This window comes from Pseudomonas sp. PDM24, assembly GCF_019218905.1.
In the GTDB taxonomy this organism is placed as follows: Bacteria; Pseudomonadota; Gammaproteobacteria; order Pseudomonadales; family Pseudomonadaceae; genus Aquipseudomonas.
On record NZ_JAHUWR010000004.1, the window covers coordinates 480,023 to 497,156 of the forward strand.

At 58.2% G+C, this 17,134-nt stretch carries 9 protein-coding genes; 3 read left to right on the plus strand and 6 right to left on the minus strand.

The features are described 5' to 3' along the window. Positions 1-40: 40 nt before the first annotated feature. The gene (locus KW837_RS16685; RefSeq protein ID WP_218397296.1) at positions 41-7,102 is read left to right on the plus strand and encodes a TcdA/TcdB pore-forming domain-containing protein; all 7,062 of its coding nucleotides are present in this window, start codon (positions 41-43) and stop codon (positions 7,100-7,102) included. Between the two features lie 82 nt (positions 7,103-7,184). Here the strand turns inward: KW837_RS16685 and KW837_RS16690 are convergent, their stop codons facing one another. Next, the gene (locus KW837_RS16690) at positions 7,185-7,781 is read right to left on the minus strand and encodes a MarC family protein (RefSeq protein ID WP_123500872.1); all 597 of its coding nucleotides are present in this window, start codon (positions 7,779-7,781) and stop codon (positions 7,185-7,187) included. Between the two features lie 235 nt (positions 7,782-8,016). On the opposite strand from KW837_RS16690, the gene KW837_RS16695 reads away from it, so the two are divergent. Together KW837_RS16695 and KW837_RS16700 are read left to right on the plus strand one after the other, a co-directional pair. Next, positions 8,017-8,802 carry a hypothetical protein gene (locus tag KW837_RS16695; protein WP_218397299.1) on the plus strand — a complete coding sequence of 262 codons (786 nt, stop codon included), beginning with the start codon at positions 8,017-8,019 and terminating at the stop codon, positions 8,800-8,802. 58 nt (positions 8,803-8,860) lie between these two features. Then, entirely contained in the window at positions 8,861-9,550 is a 690-nt protein-coding gene (locus KW837_RS16700) for a hypothetical protein (protein WP_218397301.1), read from the plus strand. Between the two features lie 47 nt (positions 9,551-9,597). On the opposite strand, the gene KW837_RS16705 is transcribed toward KW837_RS16700, so the two are convergent. The 5 genes from KW837_RS16705 to dusB form a co-directional block, all read right to left on the minus strand. Further along, positions 9,598-12,372 carry a hybrid sensor histidine kinase/response regulator gene (locus KW837_RS16705; protein ID WP_218397303.1) on the minus strand — a complete coding sequence of 925 codons (2,775 nt, stop codon included), beginning with the start codon at positions 12,370-12,372 and terminating at the stop codon, positions 9,598-9,600. Between the two features lie 99 nt (positions 12,373-12,471). Further along, on the minus strand, positions 12,472-13,767 hold the full coding sequence (purD, locus tag KW837_RS16710; RefSeq protein ID WP_218397305.1) for a phosphoribosylamine--glycine ligase: 1,296 nt from the start codon (positions 13,765-13,767) through the stop codon (positions 12,472-12,474). A 187-nt stretch (positions 13,768-13,954) separates the two neighbouring features. Then, positions 13,955-15,562 carry a bifunctional phosphoribosylaminoimidazolecarboxamide formyltransferase/IMP cyclohydrolase gene (gene purH, locus KW837_RS16715; RefSeq protein WP_218397307.1) on the minus strand — a complete coding sequence of 536 codons (1,608 nt, stop codon included), beginning with the start codon at positions 15,560-15,562 and terminating at the stop codon, positions 13,955-13,957. A gap of 82 nt (positions 15,563-15,644) precedes the next feature. Beyond that, positions 15,645-15,965: a DNA-binding transcriptional regulator Fis gene (gene fis, locus KW837_RS16720; protein WP_030128251.1), complete on the minus strand. Its 321-nt coding sequence runs from the start codon at positions 15,963-15,965 to the stop codon at positions 15,645-15,647. Continuing rightward, a complete protein-coding gene (gene dusB, locus KW837_RS16725; RefSeq protein WP_218397310.1) occupies positions 15,962-16,972 on the minus strand; it encodes a tRNA dihydrouridine synthase DusB in 1,011 nt (336 codons plus the stop codon). The genes fis and dusB overlap by 4 nt, the downstream gene beginning before the upstream one ends. Between the last annotated feature and the right edge of the window lie 162 nt (positions 16,973-17,134).

Genomic DNA, 17,134 nt, shown 5'->3' on the forward strand with positions numbered 1-17,134 from the left:
GGTCTCGGCTTTTTATATACGATAAATGGAAGTGTTGTTTATGAGTGACTCTAAGTTCTCGTTGGCGGATGGCTACGTCAATTTTGTGGATTTGTTAAAAGTGGTGGACCTTGAACAGGCGTTAGCATCGCACAAGGGCACCGATCAATATGATGCGGTGTTCCGATATTATTTCGGTTGTATCGGTTTGCTGGATTCTCCACAACTGTTGGAGCCGTTAGGTCTGCTCAAGCAAGCGTTGGGGGCATTGGAGCACGGTAGCCGGCACCGCCGCGCGGCAGAGTCGCAATCGTCTATGAGTTCTGATGCCGCTGGGGCTGCTGATTTGGCGGATATCTACAACAAAGTAGAGGGGTTTGAAACGCGTCTGCACAACAGCCTTGAGCAACTGAAGACACCTGCCACCGAAGTGCCGAAGAATCTGCATTTCGTCTGGCTTGGGGGGGGCGTCGGGGCGATTCAGCGCGACTACATCAACATTTGGAAGCGGGTGATGGCTGCAGAGGGCTATCACCTTTATCTCTGGTATGACAGCGACGCGCTGCTGGCCTATGAAACCAACCGGATCATTGTCGAAGCCGCCAAGGCCGATGCCATGCTCAATGGCGGGCAAACCAGTAGCGATGAGTTTGAGCTGGGCGATCGCTATGAAGAACGCGCCATTGTTCTGAAGCAGCAGATGTACGCGCACATTATGCAAGCGATGGAGAATGGTGGCAGCGCCGATGACGCCAGAGTCGACTTACTGGTTCGAGCCTATGGCCAGGATGAGGCGCGCCTGAGCGCCCTTAGGAGCGATAACCAGCTTAGTCTCTCGGCATTGACCGAGGGAGGTCTGGCACTGCGCGATCTTGCCATCGGTGAGGCACCGCTGCATTTGCAGGATATCTACGAGCGCGAGATCAGCCTGCGTGGCAATTTTGCGGCGGCTTCCGATGTTGTGCGCTTTGAAGCTTTGTTCGCCGACGGCGGTAGCTACGCTGATGTCGATAACCTGCCGCCGTTGTTGGAAAAACTGGGCGAGGTGGACATCGGTGCCTTTAGTCCTGGCGCACGCTTGGGTGTACTGCAGTTGTTGCTCGACCACAATCCGGATTGGATGCCCGGCCGCCAGGCGCTGCGCAGCCGATACACCAACCACTTCGAACAGATCCCTCTGGAGCATCGTGAGGCGCTCGGGCGTTTCGCCGACAGCCAACCCAAGCTGGGTCGTGTTTTTCACCCTCCGGTGGAACGTCTGGCTCAGCCGGACGGCCTGCGAGCCGTTGCCGAAGAACGTAGCTTAAGCAATGCTTTCCTGATGGCGCACCCTGGGTCAGCGATGCTCAAAGCCGTGCTCGAGCGTATCAGGCTCAATTATGAAATCGTGGATACCACCACGCGCCTGGCTGATGAGCAAAATGTTGCCCTGATCGCCGAAGCCATGTTCGGTATTGCGCAGCAGGTCGCGACGGAAGTTTTCGGTGCTCCACAAGAGCTGTCTTTACTGGTTCGGGCTGCCGCCAGCTACTACAGCGATGGCATCCGCCCCCGGAGTGAGGGGACGATCCATCTGACCGGGCCAGCGGCCATGCGCGCAGCCATGTCGGAGTACGAAAGGGAGAACTTCACCCCCCGGACAGCTGAAGTCTGGCAGGCAGATGCTGCCATCTCTGTCGACACCGTCAACCGCGCAACCGAGGAAGAACTCGATCATTCCTGGAAAGAGAACGCAAAGGACACCGAACAATGGCTGAACAGCGAGAAAAAACGCTGGCAAGAGGGACAGTTCAAAGCCCGTTACGCGGGCGATCTGGCCCAGTTGCTCAAATACCGGACCATCGACTTTGAGGAAGGCTGGCCGGTAATCGAGGGCCGCCATGTGCTGTCCACCGATGTGTTGCAGCATCTGGCCGATGAGCTGGGCGAGCCGTTCATGCGGACGATGAATCGTAGCCATAACGGTGCGGTGACCTTCGATAAGGCTGTACCCCTGAGCTTCGATGACCGCCAATCGATCCTCGCTCAAAGCCCCGATGCGCTGCCGCCTGCATCATTGAGCGATCCGCAGACACAACAGTTGCCTATCGATGAACTCTTGAGCCGACTCGCCAAGGGTAGCCTCGAAGTCGCTCAGTTGAGCCCCTTGCAGTGTCTGCTGCTTGGTGCCTTGACCGGTGCGCAGGCATTGGATAATCGCAGCTTCGACACGGTTCGTCCGCAGCTGGATAACCTGGCCAACAGCTTCAGCGAACTAGGCGCGGCGGGCCGCTACGCGACGATCGAACACGCGCTGTATCAACGCCAGGCTCCCGGGTTTCTGGCCGGGCTTGTCAGCCCTCTCGATCATCCGCCAGCGCTTTCCGAAACCGCCCTGGGGCTGAAGAAAAACGCGCTTGAACAACCTTTGACGCTGCGCCAGTGGGGCAAGCAGGTCGCCCGAATCCAGCAGGTGGCGAAACTCGAATACCGTGACCAGATTGTCGAGCGGCTCGGTGTTGTTCTGGACGGTTTTGAAGCGGGCACCATCAAGCTCGTACCGCAGGATTTACTGCTTCAGGGCGCCGGTGACTGGGTGGGTGGGCGTTGTTATCCACTGGCCCTGGTGATGGCGGCAGCCTTGTCGGAGGGGAAGGCCGCGGCCAACATTCTGCGCGAGCGATTCTACCTTGGGGTTATCGAGCCGCAAGGGAGTGATTCAGCGATCTTTCTGCACAGCCTGGAGGCGTTGCGGGATGTGCAGATCAGCGAGGTGGGCAGCGTGCTGGGGCGTTCGGATCTGAGTCAGGTTGTGGACATTCTGCAAGCCAGAACAGCCACCAGTACGCTGATGCTCAACTCCGATAATCACGCCATGCTGGTGGCCAAAACCATTGAGGGTGAACGCAGCACTTATCACTTCTATGATCCGAATTTTGGCGTATTCGAGTTTGAACATCCGACCCAGTTCAGACAGGCGCTGGAACAGTTCTTCCTCCGGCAGAAGATGGCCAGGCATTACGCGGCCTATGGCGATGCGGCGCGTCCGACCTTCGATCTGATCGAACTGGAAGGCTCTCGGGTGTCGAGAGTGGCATTGTCTGGCTCAACTCCAGTCTCGGAACTGCTGCAACCCGGCACGTTGGCGGGACAGTCGCAACGCCCTGTCAGGCAGCGTCTGGCCAGTGCCCGCGGACAATCATTGATGAGTAACGCTCGTCTGGGCAGTTGTCTATTGGCGCTGGACAGTCATGGGTGGGGGCAACAGATCGCGCAAGTGACGACCCGCCTTCAGCAGCAGAATCAGCTGGCACCCCACCTTGTACCGTTGTTCGAAACCCTGGAGATCATGCCCGACGGGATGTACCGGATGAGCCTGGTCGACCCTGCAAACCCTGAGCACGTGGTACGAGTCTTCACTGATGACCCGAGACTCTTGCGCATAAAAAATTACCTCTCGGAACGTTTTGCAGCTTTGGCCAATCAATCATCCGTTCCGGGCGATCCTGTCGATCCTACCGACGTTGGTAGTGTCCATACTCTGAACGCCGGCTTCGCCATACAAGCGCTGATGAACGCGTTGAGGGAACAGGAAGGACCCGATCGGTCCCTGACCCTGGCTGTCCGGTTGCATGCCTATGTCAATTACGCGCAGTTGGTGCATGGCAATGTGGTCGATGTGGCGGGTCTGGTAGGCCTGGTTCGACAGGCACTGGTGGAAGAGAAACTGATTGCCCGTACTGTCGCTCCGGTGGTCAAAGCCGCTGTGGGGCCGAGTGTGGGCGAAGCGAGTGGAGGATTGCTGCAGCTGGCGAATGTCGGGTTCGACATCTACCAGTTGACGACCGCGAAAAACGATGTCGAGCGGGCGCAGTTTGGGACGCAACTGGCTTTCGACTCGGCCAGTCTGGTGTTGTCGGCAGGCGCTTATGCCGCCGGCGTCACAACAGCCGGGGCGTTTCTGGGTGGGGCCGCTGTGATGCTGGCCGGGTTGGCAGTGGGGCTGACGGCACTGGCTCAGGGTTTTGCCGCCATCGCCGAAGAAGCCAAACAGGTCGGGCTGTTTTTCGATGAAGTTGAAAAGGCTTATCGCCAAGCCTATCGATTCGACAGCGCTTTGGCCGCGTGGATACCGCGCTCGTCGTTGATTGTTCAGACGCTGGATCTGAACGCCGGCAAATTGCTGCTCGACAGCCCCAGGCTTTACCCGTTACGCGATCATTTCGGGGTGCCGACCTTTGATGACGATTACGAGCGGGCGATCGATATTCGTCAAGAACTGGGCCTGCCCGGTCGTATAACCTTCACTCCGCCCGCCGGACAGGCCATCGTGCTGCCTTGCACACCGCAAACCTGTTATGGCTACGAGTACAAGGCGCTGCCTTTCGCTACGCTGCGCCATGACACCGGGTTCGACACGGCTCGGCGTCTGGAGAAAAAGAAAGCGGATGGGGGGCGGCTGTTTCTGTTTTCCTTCTATTCATTTCCCAGTGAGTACATCCTTTATCGCCTGTTCCCGGTCTATCGGCCAACTGTGATCAATGTGCTGCTCGATGCCGTCGAGCGCTCGCTGGTCGTGCCTGTTCTTCCCCCGATCTGGCACGGGAAAGTCACTTATCAGATTCAAGGCGCCGGCAAGCACTGTGCATTGGTGCTCAATCCTGGAGCGAATCTGACACTCGAGTCGCCGAGCCTGCAGCTATCGAGTTGGGTGCTGGAGGCCTCTTGGGCCAGTGAGCGCGATATCCGGCTGGAGCGTTTCGGGGCATTGTTTATCGGTGACGTTCAGGTGGAATTCGCAGGAAAAGGTCGTCACGAAATCCTGATCCGGATCACGGACAACCAAGTGTTCCAGGTTGAGCGCGGCAAACAGACCCTCACCCTTGTCGAGCAGGATGTGCCACCAGGCATGGATCGGCAGACGCTGCAGGAGCATTTCAAAGTATTGGCTCAAGAGCATCGTCTGGTGATGCCGTATACGCCGGTTCATCACTATCTGATTCCCTTCGAGAAGCCGGACGAACCCCGATATACCACCGCTTGGTATGACGCGAAGGAGGAGCGCTTCCTGTACATCCGTAACGAAGAGGTACCGGCCGCTGATGAAGCACTGCTGGGAGTGGTGGCTGGTGGCTACGCCTATTTCTACGAACCGCAGAATTACGAGGTCTGGCAAGTCGAGGCGGTCACCGGGCTGCTCACTCATCGTTATCGGTTGCTGCTTAAAAATACGGAAGCCACCATCAAGCACATCGAGGCAGATGCCCGGGGGGTGATTCACGTCATACAGGAAGTCGCTCGCGAGGATCAGGCCAGCGATGTACTGGCCTACATGATCCATGATGGGCAATTGTTGCTGAGCTCGGTCACCCGCGACATGGATCGGACGCTGGAATCGGTCTTCAGTGCCAGCGACACACTGACTGACTGGTCGCAGGTACTGGGCAGCTATTACCCCTTTACGCCAGTCACTGGCGAAAGCACCTTTGTCACCGTCGACTGGCAGCCGGCCCCCTTTGTTTCGGTTTGCTGGAAGTTCGAAGCGAACACACGGGACATGGCCTGGGTTCGTGACAGTGACCACTTGATCATTCGTCCCTCCTCAAGACTTCATCATGGCCGCGGATGGGCCGACTCAATCAGCAACATGACTGATCTGACGCTGCTCACACCGATGGACGAGGGCGATGTATTTGTCATCTACGACAGGCAGGAACAGCTTCTATGCCGCAAGTCGCGCACCGTGGTGGGGGGCAAAGGACAGTGGTCCCACACGTGGGTGCAGCCCGAGAAGCTGGAGAATGTCGTGGCTGTTGAAGGTGGGTACGTGGCGCTGACGTCAGATGGTCTGTTCTTCAACGTGACTGGCCAGGGAGACCTTGAGTTGGGAGGCTTGAGTGAACCGTGGCTCAAGGATCGTGTGCATTGGTGGTCCGCATTGGAACCGCTTGCCCGGCAACACGCAGCCGAGCGTTTTGCCCTTGTCGGCTTGACCAACTCCAGTGGCGACGCGAGTTTGTGCGCCTGGTACGTAGGTAATCGGTTGCTGCTGGCTGATCTCGGACATGGAAAGGAGGTGCGCTTACTGAGCGTAACCCCGGATAGCGAGGCGGCCTGGTTGTTCGATGTCTCGAGCGGCGAGGTCTATCGTCAGGCATTTATCGATCCGCAGAAACTGGAGCCTGCATTCGGTCAGGGGGCGCGATTGCTCTTGGCGGACGCGTTACCCGCCGCGCAGCGTGAGTGGGCGCCCTGGCAGTTTGTCGAGCTGACGGTAGAAGTGGCGGGACTGCGTGGCACAACGTTCGACGGCGTGATGGTCGAGCTGCGTGATCAAGAACCGGCATGGATTACCGGTGTCACTCGTGAGTGGGTCATTGCTCAGGATGGCCGAATGCACGAGGGCCTCAAACAACTGGTGGACAGCCAGCCTCATACTGCGCTGCTGTCGGTGGAGGAACCCGGTAGCCTGATGTGGTTCGTCGCCGGGACCGAGCGTGTGATTCGGGTGGCAAAGGCTGCGATTCCGGAGTCCTTTGAGCTGCTGGGAACGCAACAACAAACCAACGTGTTGCTTCATGAAGACAAGGACGGATTACTGCTGACTTACCCGGGCATGGGGCATGCGGGACCACTCAGTTATGTCCAGCGCGATGCTGAGGTATTGGTCATTGAAGGCCAGATGAAGATCGGCGATGTCCTGCCGCTGATACCGGACGATGTCACGACCCTGATCCTGCGCATGGGGCAAGGAGCGGTGAGTTACCGACTGTCAAAGGCGGCCTGGCTGAGGCTCGAATCAGTCATCCTCGACTGCCGGCATTCGCTGGGCAGCGCGGCGCCGATTCCCGGCAAGTTGATCTGGGAGCTGGATGCCCCTGAAAAGTTGTTGCTGAGCATCGTCCAGGAACACTTGGTGATCATTGATCCGGACAGCGGGCACAATGTGATCTTTCGTGAGGTGTATGCGACGGATGTCAACTTGCGAGGCGAAGTCTTGCTCGGGTTCGAAGGGCATCGACCTTATACCGTTTCAACATTGGTGCAGAGACTGGTTGCTCGGCAGGGTACGCATGACAGTGCCACGCTCAAAGAGCTGCTGAGCGTGTCGATTGCTGAGTTGGAAACGAGTCTGGTGGTTTAATCACCGGCAGTTGTCTGCGATTACGTCCTGGCCGAAAAAAGGCTGCAGGTTGATACAGCCTGCTGCCTTTTTGCCTGTCGGTTCAGGGAACCAGATAGCCCTTCACTCCGGTAAAAATAATCTGTGCCGCCAGCGCACAAACGAACAACCCCATCAGTCGGCTGACAATCTGCAAACCCTGATCGCCCAGAATCCGTTCTATTCGACTGGACAGATAAAGCACCACGCCGACGGTGAAACTGGCCAGAGCGATGCTCATGATGGCGGTGAGCTTGTCGTCCCAGTGCGGCTGGCTCACGCCCATCACCAGCAGGGCGCCGATGGTGCCAGGACCGACCGTCAGCGGGATGGTCAGTGGGACGATGGTCACGTCCTGTTGCACGTTGTCGGTCTGCACCGCCGACTTGCCCTGGGCCATGCCCAGCGCCGAGATGAACAACACACTGCCGGCGCCGATGCGAAACGCATCCACCGTAATCCCGAATACATCGAAAATCACTCGTCCGAACAGGTACAGCAACACGCTGGAGACCAGAGTGGCAATCGCCACTTTCCAGGCCAGGCGACGCTGCTCCTTGCGCGAATAACCGCGGGTCAGGCTGATGAAGCAGGACAACACGAAGAACGGGCTGTAGAGCACCAGCATCTTCAGGTAAACGCTGAACAACACGTGGAGCATGATTTCGGCTCGTAGCGGCAGATGGACAGAGCGGAGTCTATCAGTCGCTTTAATGTTTGGGGGGATGGCGTGAGGAAACGGGGGGTAAATGTAAGTTGTTGAGGTGGAAGTTTGTTAGTTGACGAAATGTTGATATTAACAAGTTACATGTTCTTGTTTGTCGTTTTTTCTTTCTTTGGTTATTGTTGTTTTGCGGGTTCAAGAGGAGCCTGTTTTAATTAATAAGGAATTGGTAATGAATGTTCATGATGTCGAAGATTGCACTGTAGCCGAATGTATTCATCGTTTGGAAAGTTATGAGCTGGACGGCGCTGAAGTTATGCGCCCTCGCAGTTTCTCGGTACCGGTTGTCAATGAACCCGGCAAAGGTTCCATCGTGGGTGAGGGCATCTTGTCCTTTACCGGCAACCTGAGTGAGCAAAATCGGGAAGATGTTCAACACGCTTTTCTATTCGCGAGTCTGGTCGCAAACAAAAAGTACCCGTATGAGTATCAGGGTAAGGAATGGTATTACCAGTTCCTGGAAGTCATGACCCATGCAGGCTGGCTGCCGACCAGTAAGTACTACAACGACATGAACATCAGCGGTAACACCGTACGGATGGATCAATTGGTGCTGGAGATCCTCGGCAGTGTGGTTGCCGGGCTTGCCGTGCCTGGCTCCGCCTCCGTCCTGATGCTGAAGGTGGCAGGCGATGCAATCACCGCATTGAAAAAACGTGAAACCGCGTTGACCCTGTATGAGCGCAACATGCTGGAGCACGGTGTGGGTGGTATGGCGGCCGGCACCTGCACCGAAGTCAACGGTGAAGTCACCATGGCATTGGGTACTGTTCGTTTCATCCGCAAGAACACCGCAAAGCAAGTGCTGTTCATGGATTGGGACTCCCGCGAGGTGAAACTGTATCGCGGTGACTCGGTCTTCAGGAAAGTGCCATATATCGTCGAGCAAACCCGCGACACGATTCGTGCAAAACTTGGTTTGAATGCGCAAACAAAGATCGAAGATTACGACATCTGATCGAATATTTTAAGAGGGCGGCCGCTTCTCGGTCGCCCTTTTTCATCGAGGGTTTGCTATGGCTCAGTTATACAGCTTGTTGACGGTGGGTAACGCCGTTGTTGCTTTGTCGGATATTGAAAAAATAGCGGCTTATGACGATGTTGTGCATTCAAGTCTGCTGGCGCAGTTGGTTGCCAACAAAAAAATCGAAAGCATGAAAGTTGAAAGCTGGTATGACGCTTATGTTGCGGTGCTGGATGATTTCTGGATCCGCAACTTGAAGTTTCGCCAGGACTTTTCTCTCAACGGGCTAAACGCCTCTTCAGCGCTTGAATGGGCCTCGGCCGCAATGGCAAATAGCGGTAGCGAAGATCATGCTCTTGGCGGGTTTTTGGCGTATGCGGCGCAATTGCCGTGTTATGTCCCTGCCATCCAGATATGGCCCGAGGAGCGTTGCGAGGAGGAGATGCAAGCACCTCGTTCACCGCTCAAGGTTGTGCGCCTGCTGGCGATTGTGGGACAAAGCCCGACCTCGATCAGCAGCATTTATCTCGAATTCAAGACCCGGCAGGAGTTGGCCCGGAATCCGTGGTCGCAGCGTTTTGAGGTCGATGAAGTAGAAGGTCAGGTGTGCGTGCGATACGCACGGGCGAATCTGTCCGAAACCCTTTACGCGTTATCCCGCGAGGCGATTACCCACAAGCTCGGGAATCGATTGGCGGACAACGTGGCGCTGCTGGTCGAGAAGGTCGATATGGGGGAGTGATACGTCCTGCCCGATTGTTGAAACCACTTTCGGGCCGGACTGCATCGTCAGAACGTCGAAGCCGTACGATTCTGCTGATCACGTTGGGCAACCCAGTGCTCGATCAGGTCGCGCAGTTGTGACAGCTCTACCGGTTTGGCCATGTGCCCGTCCATGCCCGCCTGGCGCGCGCGCTCTTTGTGCTCGGCGAGGATGTGTGCGGTCAACGCCACCACGGGGGTGCGAATCCGCTGGTTGCCGACTTCCCAGGCACGCAGTTGCTGAGTGGCGGAGAAACCGTCGAGGATCGGCATTTCACAGTCCATCAGCACCAGGTCGTAACGCTGGGCTTTCATCGCCACCAGGGCTTCTTCGCCATTGCTGGCGGTGTCCGGTTGCAGGTTGAGTTTGCCCAGCATGCCACGTATGACCTTGGTCGAGATGCTGTTGTCTTCGGCCACCAGAATGCGGAAATCGCTGGGCACCTTGACCGGAAGGGTAGGGCCGGTGGGCAGCTGCTGCGAAACGGAGGGGCCTTTATTGCGCTGGTTCAGCTCGTCCGCCAGCGTGGTCTTGAGGGTATAGCCGGCCACCGGTTTGGCGAGAATTCGCTTGATCCCGCAGTTGCGCGCGATGATTTTGCTCGGGGCGTTGCTGATGCCGGTGAGCATGATCAGCAGAATGTCATGGTTCAGGCTCGGGTCTTCCTTGATCTTGGCCGCGAGCTGCATGCCGGTCATGCCAGGCATGTTCTGGTCCAGCAGAACCACATCGAAGTAATCGCGCAGATGAGCCTTGGTGCGCAGCAGCGCCAAGGCCTCCTTGCCGGACGGCACGGCACTGACATTCAGGCCCCAGGCGCTGCACTGCTGCACCAGCACCTTGCGACAAGTGTCGTTGTCGTCCACGACCAATACGCGTGCGCCTTGCAGCGGACCGTCCAGGTCCGAGGTCGGATGTTCGAGACGGTCCGGGTCCAGCGGCAGGGTCAGCCACAAAGTGCTGCCCTGGTTGGCGCCGCTCTTGATGCCGAACTCGCCTTGCATCAAACGGATCAGCTGACGGGCGATGACCAGTCCAAGATTGCCCCCCAGGCTGGTGGCCGAGAGGAAGTGTTTGCTGTGCAGTTCGGCATGCATCAACGCGTCGCGTTCTTCCGCCTCCATGGGCTGGCCGCTGTCTTGCACAGCGATGCGCAGCCGCGGTTTGGCGCTGCGTTCATCCAGGGCGACGACGATCAGGATCTCGCCTTCATCGGTTTTCTTCAGGGCGTTTTCCAGCAGGCTCAGCAGGGTCTGGCGCAGGCGCGTGGGATCTCCGCTGATGACGCGTGGTACCTGCGGCTGGATAAAGCTGATCAGCTCGACGTTCTGCTGTTCAGCCTTGGCGCGGAAGATGCTCAGGCAATCTTCGATCAGGGCGTTGAGGTCGAACTGCACGTCGTCCAGTTCGATCTGCCCGGACTCGAGTTTGGAGATGTCGAGAATTTCGTTGATCAGTGTCAGCAGTTCGTTGCCGGCGCTATGGATGGTCTGCACATAGTCGCGTTGCTTGACCGACAGCGGTGTGCCCAGCAGCAATTCGGTCATGCCCAGCACACCATTCATCGGGGTGCGGATTTCGTGGCTGATCTTCGCCAGAAATTCGGCCTTGGCATTGATTTCGGCGTTGCTGGCGGCCAGATCGCGACTGACGCTGAAACGGTCTTCGGTGATGCTGCGCTGACGCTCGCCCAAGGCAATACTCATCAACAGGCCACTGATACAGATAAACACCAGCAGAATAATGATCAGGCTTTGTGGCGCGACCAGGGTCAGCCCCTGCAGTGCCGGCAGAATAATCAATGTGCCGAGGTTGAACACCACCATGGCCGCCACGAACAGACGCGCCGGGCGATAACCTTTTTGCCAGTGATGGGCGCTGACGAACAACATGCTCAGACCGGCCAGAGCAACCAGCCCATATGTAATCAGATTCAGCGGCAGTGTGTTGACGAACAGCAACAGCAGGCCGCACACCATGATGAACAGAATGTTCCCCAGCAGCAGCTTGTTCAACGGGTGAGGGCCGAGCGGGGCGAAGAAACGGTAGGCGAACATCAGGCCGCAAGGCGCGGTCATCAGCAAGGCGAGGTAGGCACCGGGTGTTTGCACGACGGACCAGTTCGGTAACCATGGCCGGGCCAGGTTCAGCAGCAACACCAGGCTGAGCATCAGCAGCCCTTCGCACGCTGCCAGCCAGAGGCTGCTGCGCGAGCGGGTGTAGATGTAACGGGTCAGGTTGTGCAGGATCAGCATCCCGAGGCAGCCGAAGAGCAAGCCATAGATCAGCGTCTGGTACTGAGTGGCTGCGGTCATGACCGCCGATTGCAGCGTGATGTAAGGCCGGAACTGGTGTTCGGAGACCAGCCGCAGGTAGACGTCGAGGGTTTTGTCACTTTGTGGCAGCGGCAACATGAAGTCGCTGCTGGGAAGGGGAGGCTTAACCTGGAGCTGCGCGGTACCGGCATTCAATTGATCGATCAACTGGTCGCCGTCGAGCACATACAGATTGAGGTGCATCAGGTCCGGTGCGAACACTCGCAGCAACTGTTCATGCTTGCCGGGTGCGAGCTTGAAACGCAGCCATAGCGCGCCATCGGGTGCGGCCGCGGTGAGGTGATCAAGTTCAATGGGGCTGAATTGGTTGGTGTAGCGGCTGGAGCGGATGTCGCTCAGCTGCAGGTCGCCCTGTTCGTCGAGCAATACCGCCCAGCCACTGCCTTGCGTGGCCTGGGCCGGGAGCATGCAGAGCAAGGTCAGCAGAGTGACGGCGAAGCCTATGGCAATCCTGAGCCAGCGCACGGCGAAATCCCTTCGTAGGTTAATGCCAAAGTATAACTATGCGCGGTGCCGGAATAGTCAGGCAAGGGCCGCAAGCCCTTGCCTGGCCGGATGGATGGCTTATTCCTGATTCTCGCCACGCTCGCGGGCAATGGCGCGGTAGCCAATGTCCTTACGGTAGAAGCAGCCTTCCCAGTCGATTTTAGCCGCCAGTTTGTAAGCCTGCTGCTGGGCTGCATCGACGCTGGTGCCCATGGCTGTTGCGCACAGCACTCGACCACCGGCGGTCACCACCTGACCGTCCTTGAGCGCAGTACCGGCATGGAAGACTTTGCCTTCCAGTGTCGCGGCTGCATCCAGGCCGTTGATGGCAACGCCTTTGGCGTAGTCACCCGGGTACCCGCCAGCGGCCAATACAATACCGACGCTCGGACGTGGATCCCATTGCGCTTCGACCTTGTCCAGCGCTTGCGCCAGGGCCGCTTCGACCAGCAACACCAGGCTCGACTGCAAACGCAGCATCACCGGTTGGGTCTCAGGATCGCCGAAACGGCAGTTGAACTCGATGACTTTTGGGTTACCAGCCTTGTCGATCATCAGGCCGGCATAGAGGAAGCCGGTGTAGACGTTCCCTTCCTCGGCCATGCCCCGCACGGTCGGCCAGATCACCAGGTCCATGACCCGCTGATGGACTTCGGTCGTGACGACAGGGGCCGGGGAATAAGCGCCCATGCCGCCGGTGTTCGGGCCGGTATCGCCGTCGCCGACACGTTTGTGGTCCTGGCTGGTGGCCATCGGCAATACGTTCTTGCCGTCGACCATGACGATGAAGCTGGCTTCTTCGCCGTCCAGGAATTCTTCGATCACCACGCGTGAACCGGCGTCGCCAAATGCGTTGCCGGCGAGCATGTCGCGCACCGCGTCTTCGGCTTCGCCCAGGGTCATGGCCACGATCACGCCTTTACCGGCGGCCAGGCCATCGGCCTTGATCACGATTGGTGCGCCTTTTTCACGCAGGTAAGCCAGGGCTGGCTCGATCTCGGTGAAGTTCTGGTAGTCGGCGGTCGGGATCTTGTGGCGCGCCAGGAAGTCTTTGGTAAAGGCTTTCGAACCTTCCAGCTGAGCAGCGCCAGCGGTCGGGCCGAAGCAATCCAGGCCACGGGAGCGGAACAGATCGACAACACCGGCAACCAGCGGCACTTCCGGGCCGACGATGGTCAGGGACACGTTCTTCTCGGCAAAGTCTGCCAGCTGCTCAAGGGCCAGCACGTCGATGGCGACGTTCTCGCACTTGGCTTCAATGGCGGTGCCGGCGTTGCCCGGGGCAACGAAAACTTTCTGCACGCGCGGATCCTGAGCCACTTTCCAGGCCAGGGCGTGTTCACGGCCACCGCTGCCAATGATCAAAACATTCATTTCAAAAACCTCGGATGACGCTAATTCTGTGGGGGCAGCCTGAGCTGCCTGGCTAACGGTACGCGGCATCGGCCACTGCACCAAACCTGTAGGAGCGAGGCTTGCCCGCGAAGGGATCGCCGCGGTGCATCAGCCAGACCGTGGTGAGGCCTTCGCGGGCAAGCCTCGCTCCTACAAGAGCAAAAAATCAGTGGCGGAAGTGGCGCATGCCGGTGAACACCATGGCGATGCCGGCTTCATCCGCAGCAGCAATCACTTCGTTGTCACGCATCGAGCCACCTGGCTGGATCACCGCAGTGATACCGACCTTGGCCGCATTGTCCAGACCATCGCGGAACGGGAAAAAGGCGTCGGAGGCCATCACCGAGCCTGCTACCTGCAAACCGGCGTGTTCTGCCTTGATCGCGGCGATACGCGCGGAGTTCACGCGGCTCATCTGTCCGGCGCCGACACCAATAGTCTGACGGTTCTTGGCGTAGACGATGGCGTTGGATTTAACGTACTTGGCGACTTTCCAGGCGAAGATCAGGTCGTGGATCTCTTGCTCGGTCGGGGCGCGCTTGGTCACGACTTTCAAGTCGTCGGCACCGATCATGCCGATGTCGCGGCTCTGCACCAGCAGACCACCGTTGACGCGTTTGTAGTCCCACGCAGCGGCGCGATCAGCCGACCACTCACCGCAGGCCAGCAAGCGCACGTTGGCTTTGGCTGCCACGATAGCGCGAGCTTCTTCACTGACGGACGGGGCAATGATCACTTCGACGAACTGACGCTCGACGATGGCTTTGGCAGTTTCTGCATCCAGTTCGCGGTTGAACGCGATGATGCCGCCGAACGCCGATTCGGTATCGGTGGCGTAGGCCAGTTCGTAGGCCTGACGGATGCCGCCTTCAGCGTCCGGGCTCACGGCCACGCCGCACGGGTTGGCATGCTTGACGATCACGCAGGCCGGTTTGACGAAGCTCTTCACACATTCCAGCGCGGCGTCGGTGTCGGCCACGTTGTTGTACGACAGCTCTTTGCCTTGCAGCTGGGTGGCGGTGGCGATGCCGACTTCCGCAGGCTTGGCTTCAACGTAGAACGCCGCGCTCTGGTGCGGGTTCTCGCCGTAGCGCATTTCCTGGGCCTTGATGAACTGGCTGTTGAAAGTGCGCGGGAACTCGCTGCGACCTTCAGTGGAGAGGGTTTCAGCCGCCTGGTTCACGGTGCCCATGTAGTTGGCGATCATGCCGTCATAGGCGGCGGTGTGTTCGAAGGCCTTGAGCATCAGGTCGAAACGCTGAGCGTAGGTCAGGCCGCCGGCCTTGAGGCTTTCCAGGACGTTGGCGTAATCGCTGGCATTCACCACGATGGCCACGTCTTTGTGGTTCTTGGCTGCCGAACGGACCATGGTCGGGCCGCCGATGTCGATGTTTTCGATGGCGGTCGGCAGGTCGCAGCCTGGCTTGTTGATGGTGGCTTCGAACGGGTACAGGTTGACCGCAACCAGATCGATCGGCTTGATGCCGTGCTCATTCATGATGGCGTCGTCGATACCGCGACGACCGAGGATCCCGCCGTGGATTTTCGGGTGCAGGGTTTTCACCCGGCCGTCCATCATTTCTGCGAAACCGGTGTAGTCCGCGACTTCCACTGCGGCAACACCGTTGTCGCGCAGCAGCTTGAACGTTCCGCCGGTGGAGAGGATCTCGACGCCCAGGGCTTCAAGCTCCTTGGCGAATTCAAGGATCCCGGTCTTGTCGGAAACGCTGATCAAGGCGCGGCGGATCGGCAGGCGGGTAGTCTGGTCGGTCATTTCAATTTCCATCAAAAGCAAGGGAAGTCAGCAAAAAAGGCGACCGGTTTTACGCGGGCGCCTTTCTGGTTTGATTGAATGCTTACAGCAAATCGTACTGCTTGAGTTTCTTGCGCAGGGTGCCCCGGTTCAGTCCGAGCAGCTCACTGGCCTTGGTCTGGTTGCCCTTGACGTAGTTCATCACGCATTCGAGCAGGGGAGCCTCGACTTCGGAGAGCACCAGGTTGTACACATCCGTGACGGCAGCGCCCTCAAGGTGGGCGAAATAATTGTGCAGCGCCTTCTCGACATTCCCGCGAAGGGTCTGACCTTCTTCGCTCGGCGTATTGAGGTGCTGTTTCAAATTTACGTTGTCGCTCACGGGTGTTGTTCCACTCACTAAAGTCTCGGTCATCATCGTCATGCGGCCACCCCTTCTCCGTCCCCTGTCAGGCTCTTGTAACGTTCGGCGAAGAAGGCCCGAACGTAGGCGCATTGTGCTTCCGTATCTTCCAAACGATTGAAGTGGGCGCGGAACTCCCTGGCGCCCGGCAAGGTTGCGAGATACCAGCCCACATGCTTGCGAGCTATGCGCACGCCCATGACGTCGCCATAGAAGGCATGCAGCGCAGCCAGATGCTCAAGCAGAATACGTTCCACCTCGATCAGTTCCGGTGCCGGGAGTTTTTCGCCGGTACGCAGATAATGGTCGATTTCACGAAAAATCCATGGCTGCCCCTGGGCAGCCCGACCTACCAACAGGCCATCGGCACCGGTCGCGTCGAGCACGTACCGGGCCTTCTCGGGCGAATCGATATCGCCATTGGCAAACACCGGAATCGACACCGCCTGCTTGATCGCGGCAATGGTGTCGTACTCGGCTTCACCGGTGTACAGATCGGCTCGGGTACGGCCATGCACCGCCAACGCCGTAATGCCTGCCTGTTCGGCGATTTTCGCCACGGTCAGGCCGTTCTTGTTCGCCCGGTCCCAGCCGGTGCGGATCTTCAAGGTAACCGGCACATCGACCGCGGCCACTACGGCCTGCAGGATCTCGGTCACCAATGCTTCATCTTTCAACAGGGCGGAACCGGCGGCCTTGTTGCAGACCTTTTTCGCCGGACAGCCCATGTTGATATCAACAATCTGTGCGCCCAGTTCGACGTTGGCCCGGGCTGCATCCGCCAGCATCTGCGCATCTCCGCCGGCGATCTGTACCGAGCGAGGCTCGGGATCGCCTTCGTGGATCATGCGCATCCGCGATTTGCGGGTGTTCCACAAGCTCATGTCGCTGGTGACCATTTCCGAGACTACAAGGCCCGCGCCCAGTCGCTTGCACAGCTGACGAAAGGGCTGATCGGTGACACCCGCCATGGGGGCGAGAATCAAGCCGTTGTGCAATGTATATGGACCGATGCGTACCGCCGACATAGGACTTCCCTGTTGTGGGGCCGGATCATGAGAGTTCGAAAAAGGGTTGGCATGATACCCGCTCTCGATGACTGGATAAAGGCTGAATTGGATAAAATCTGAACAGTTAATTCGTTATCGCCAGCGGTTTGGTTTGAACGTCAAAGTCAGAAAACCGTCGTC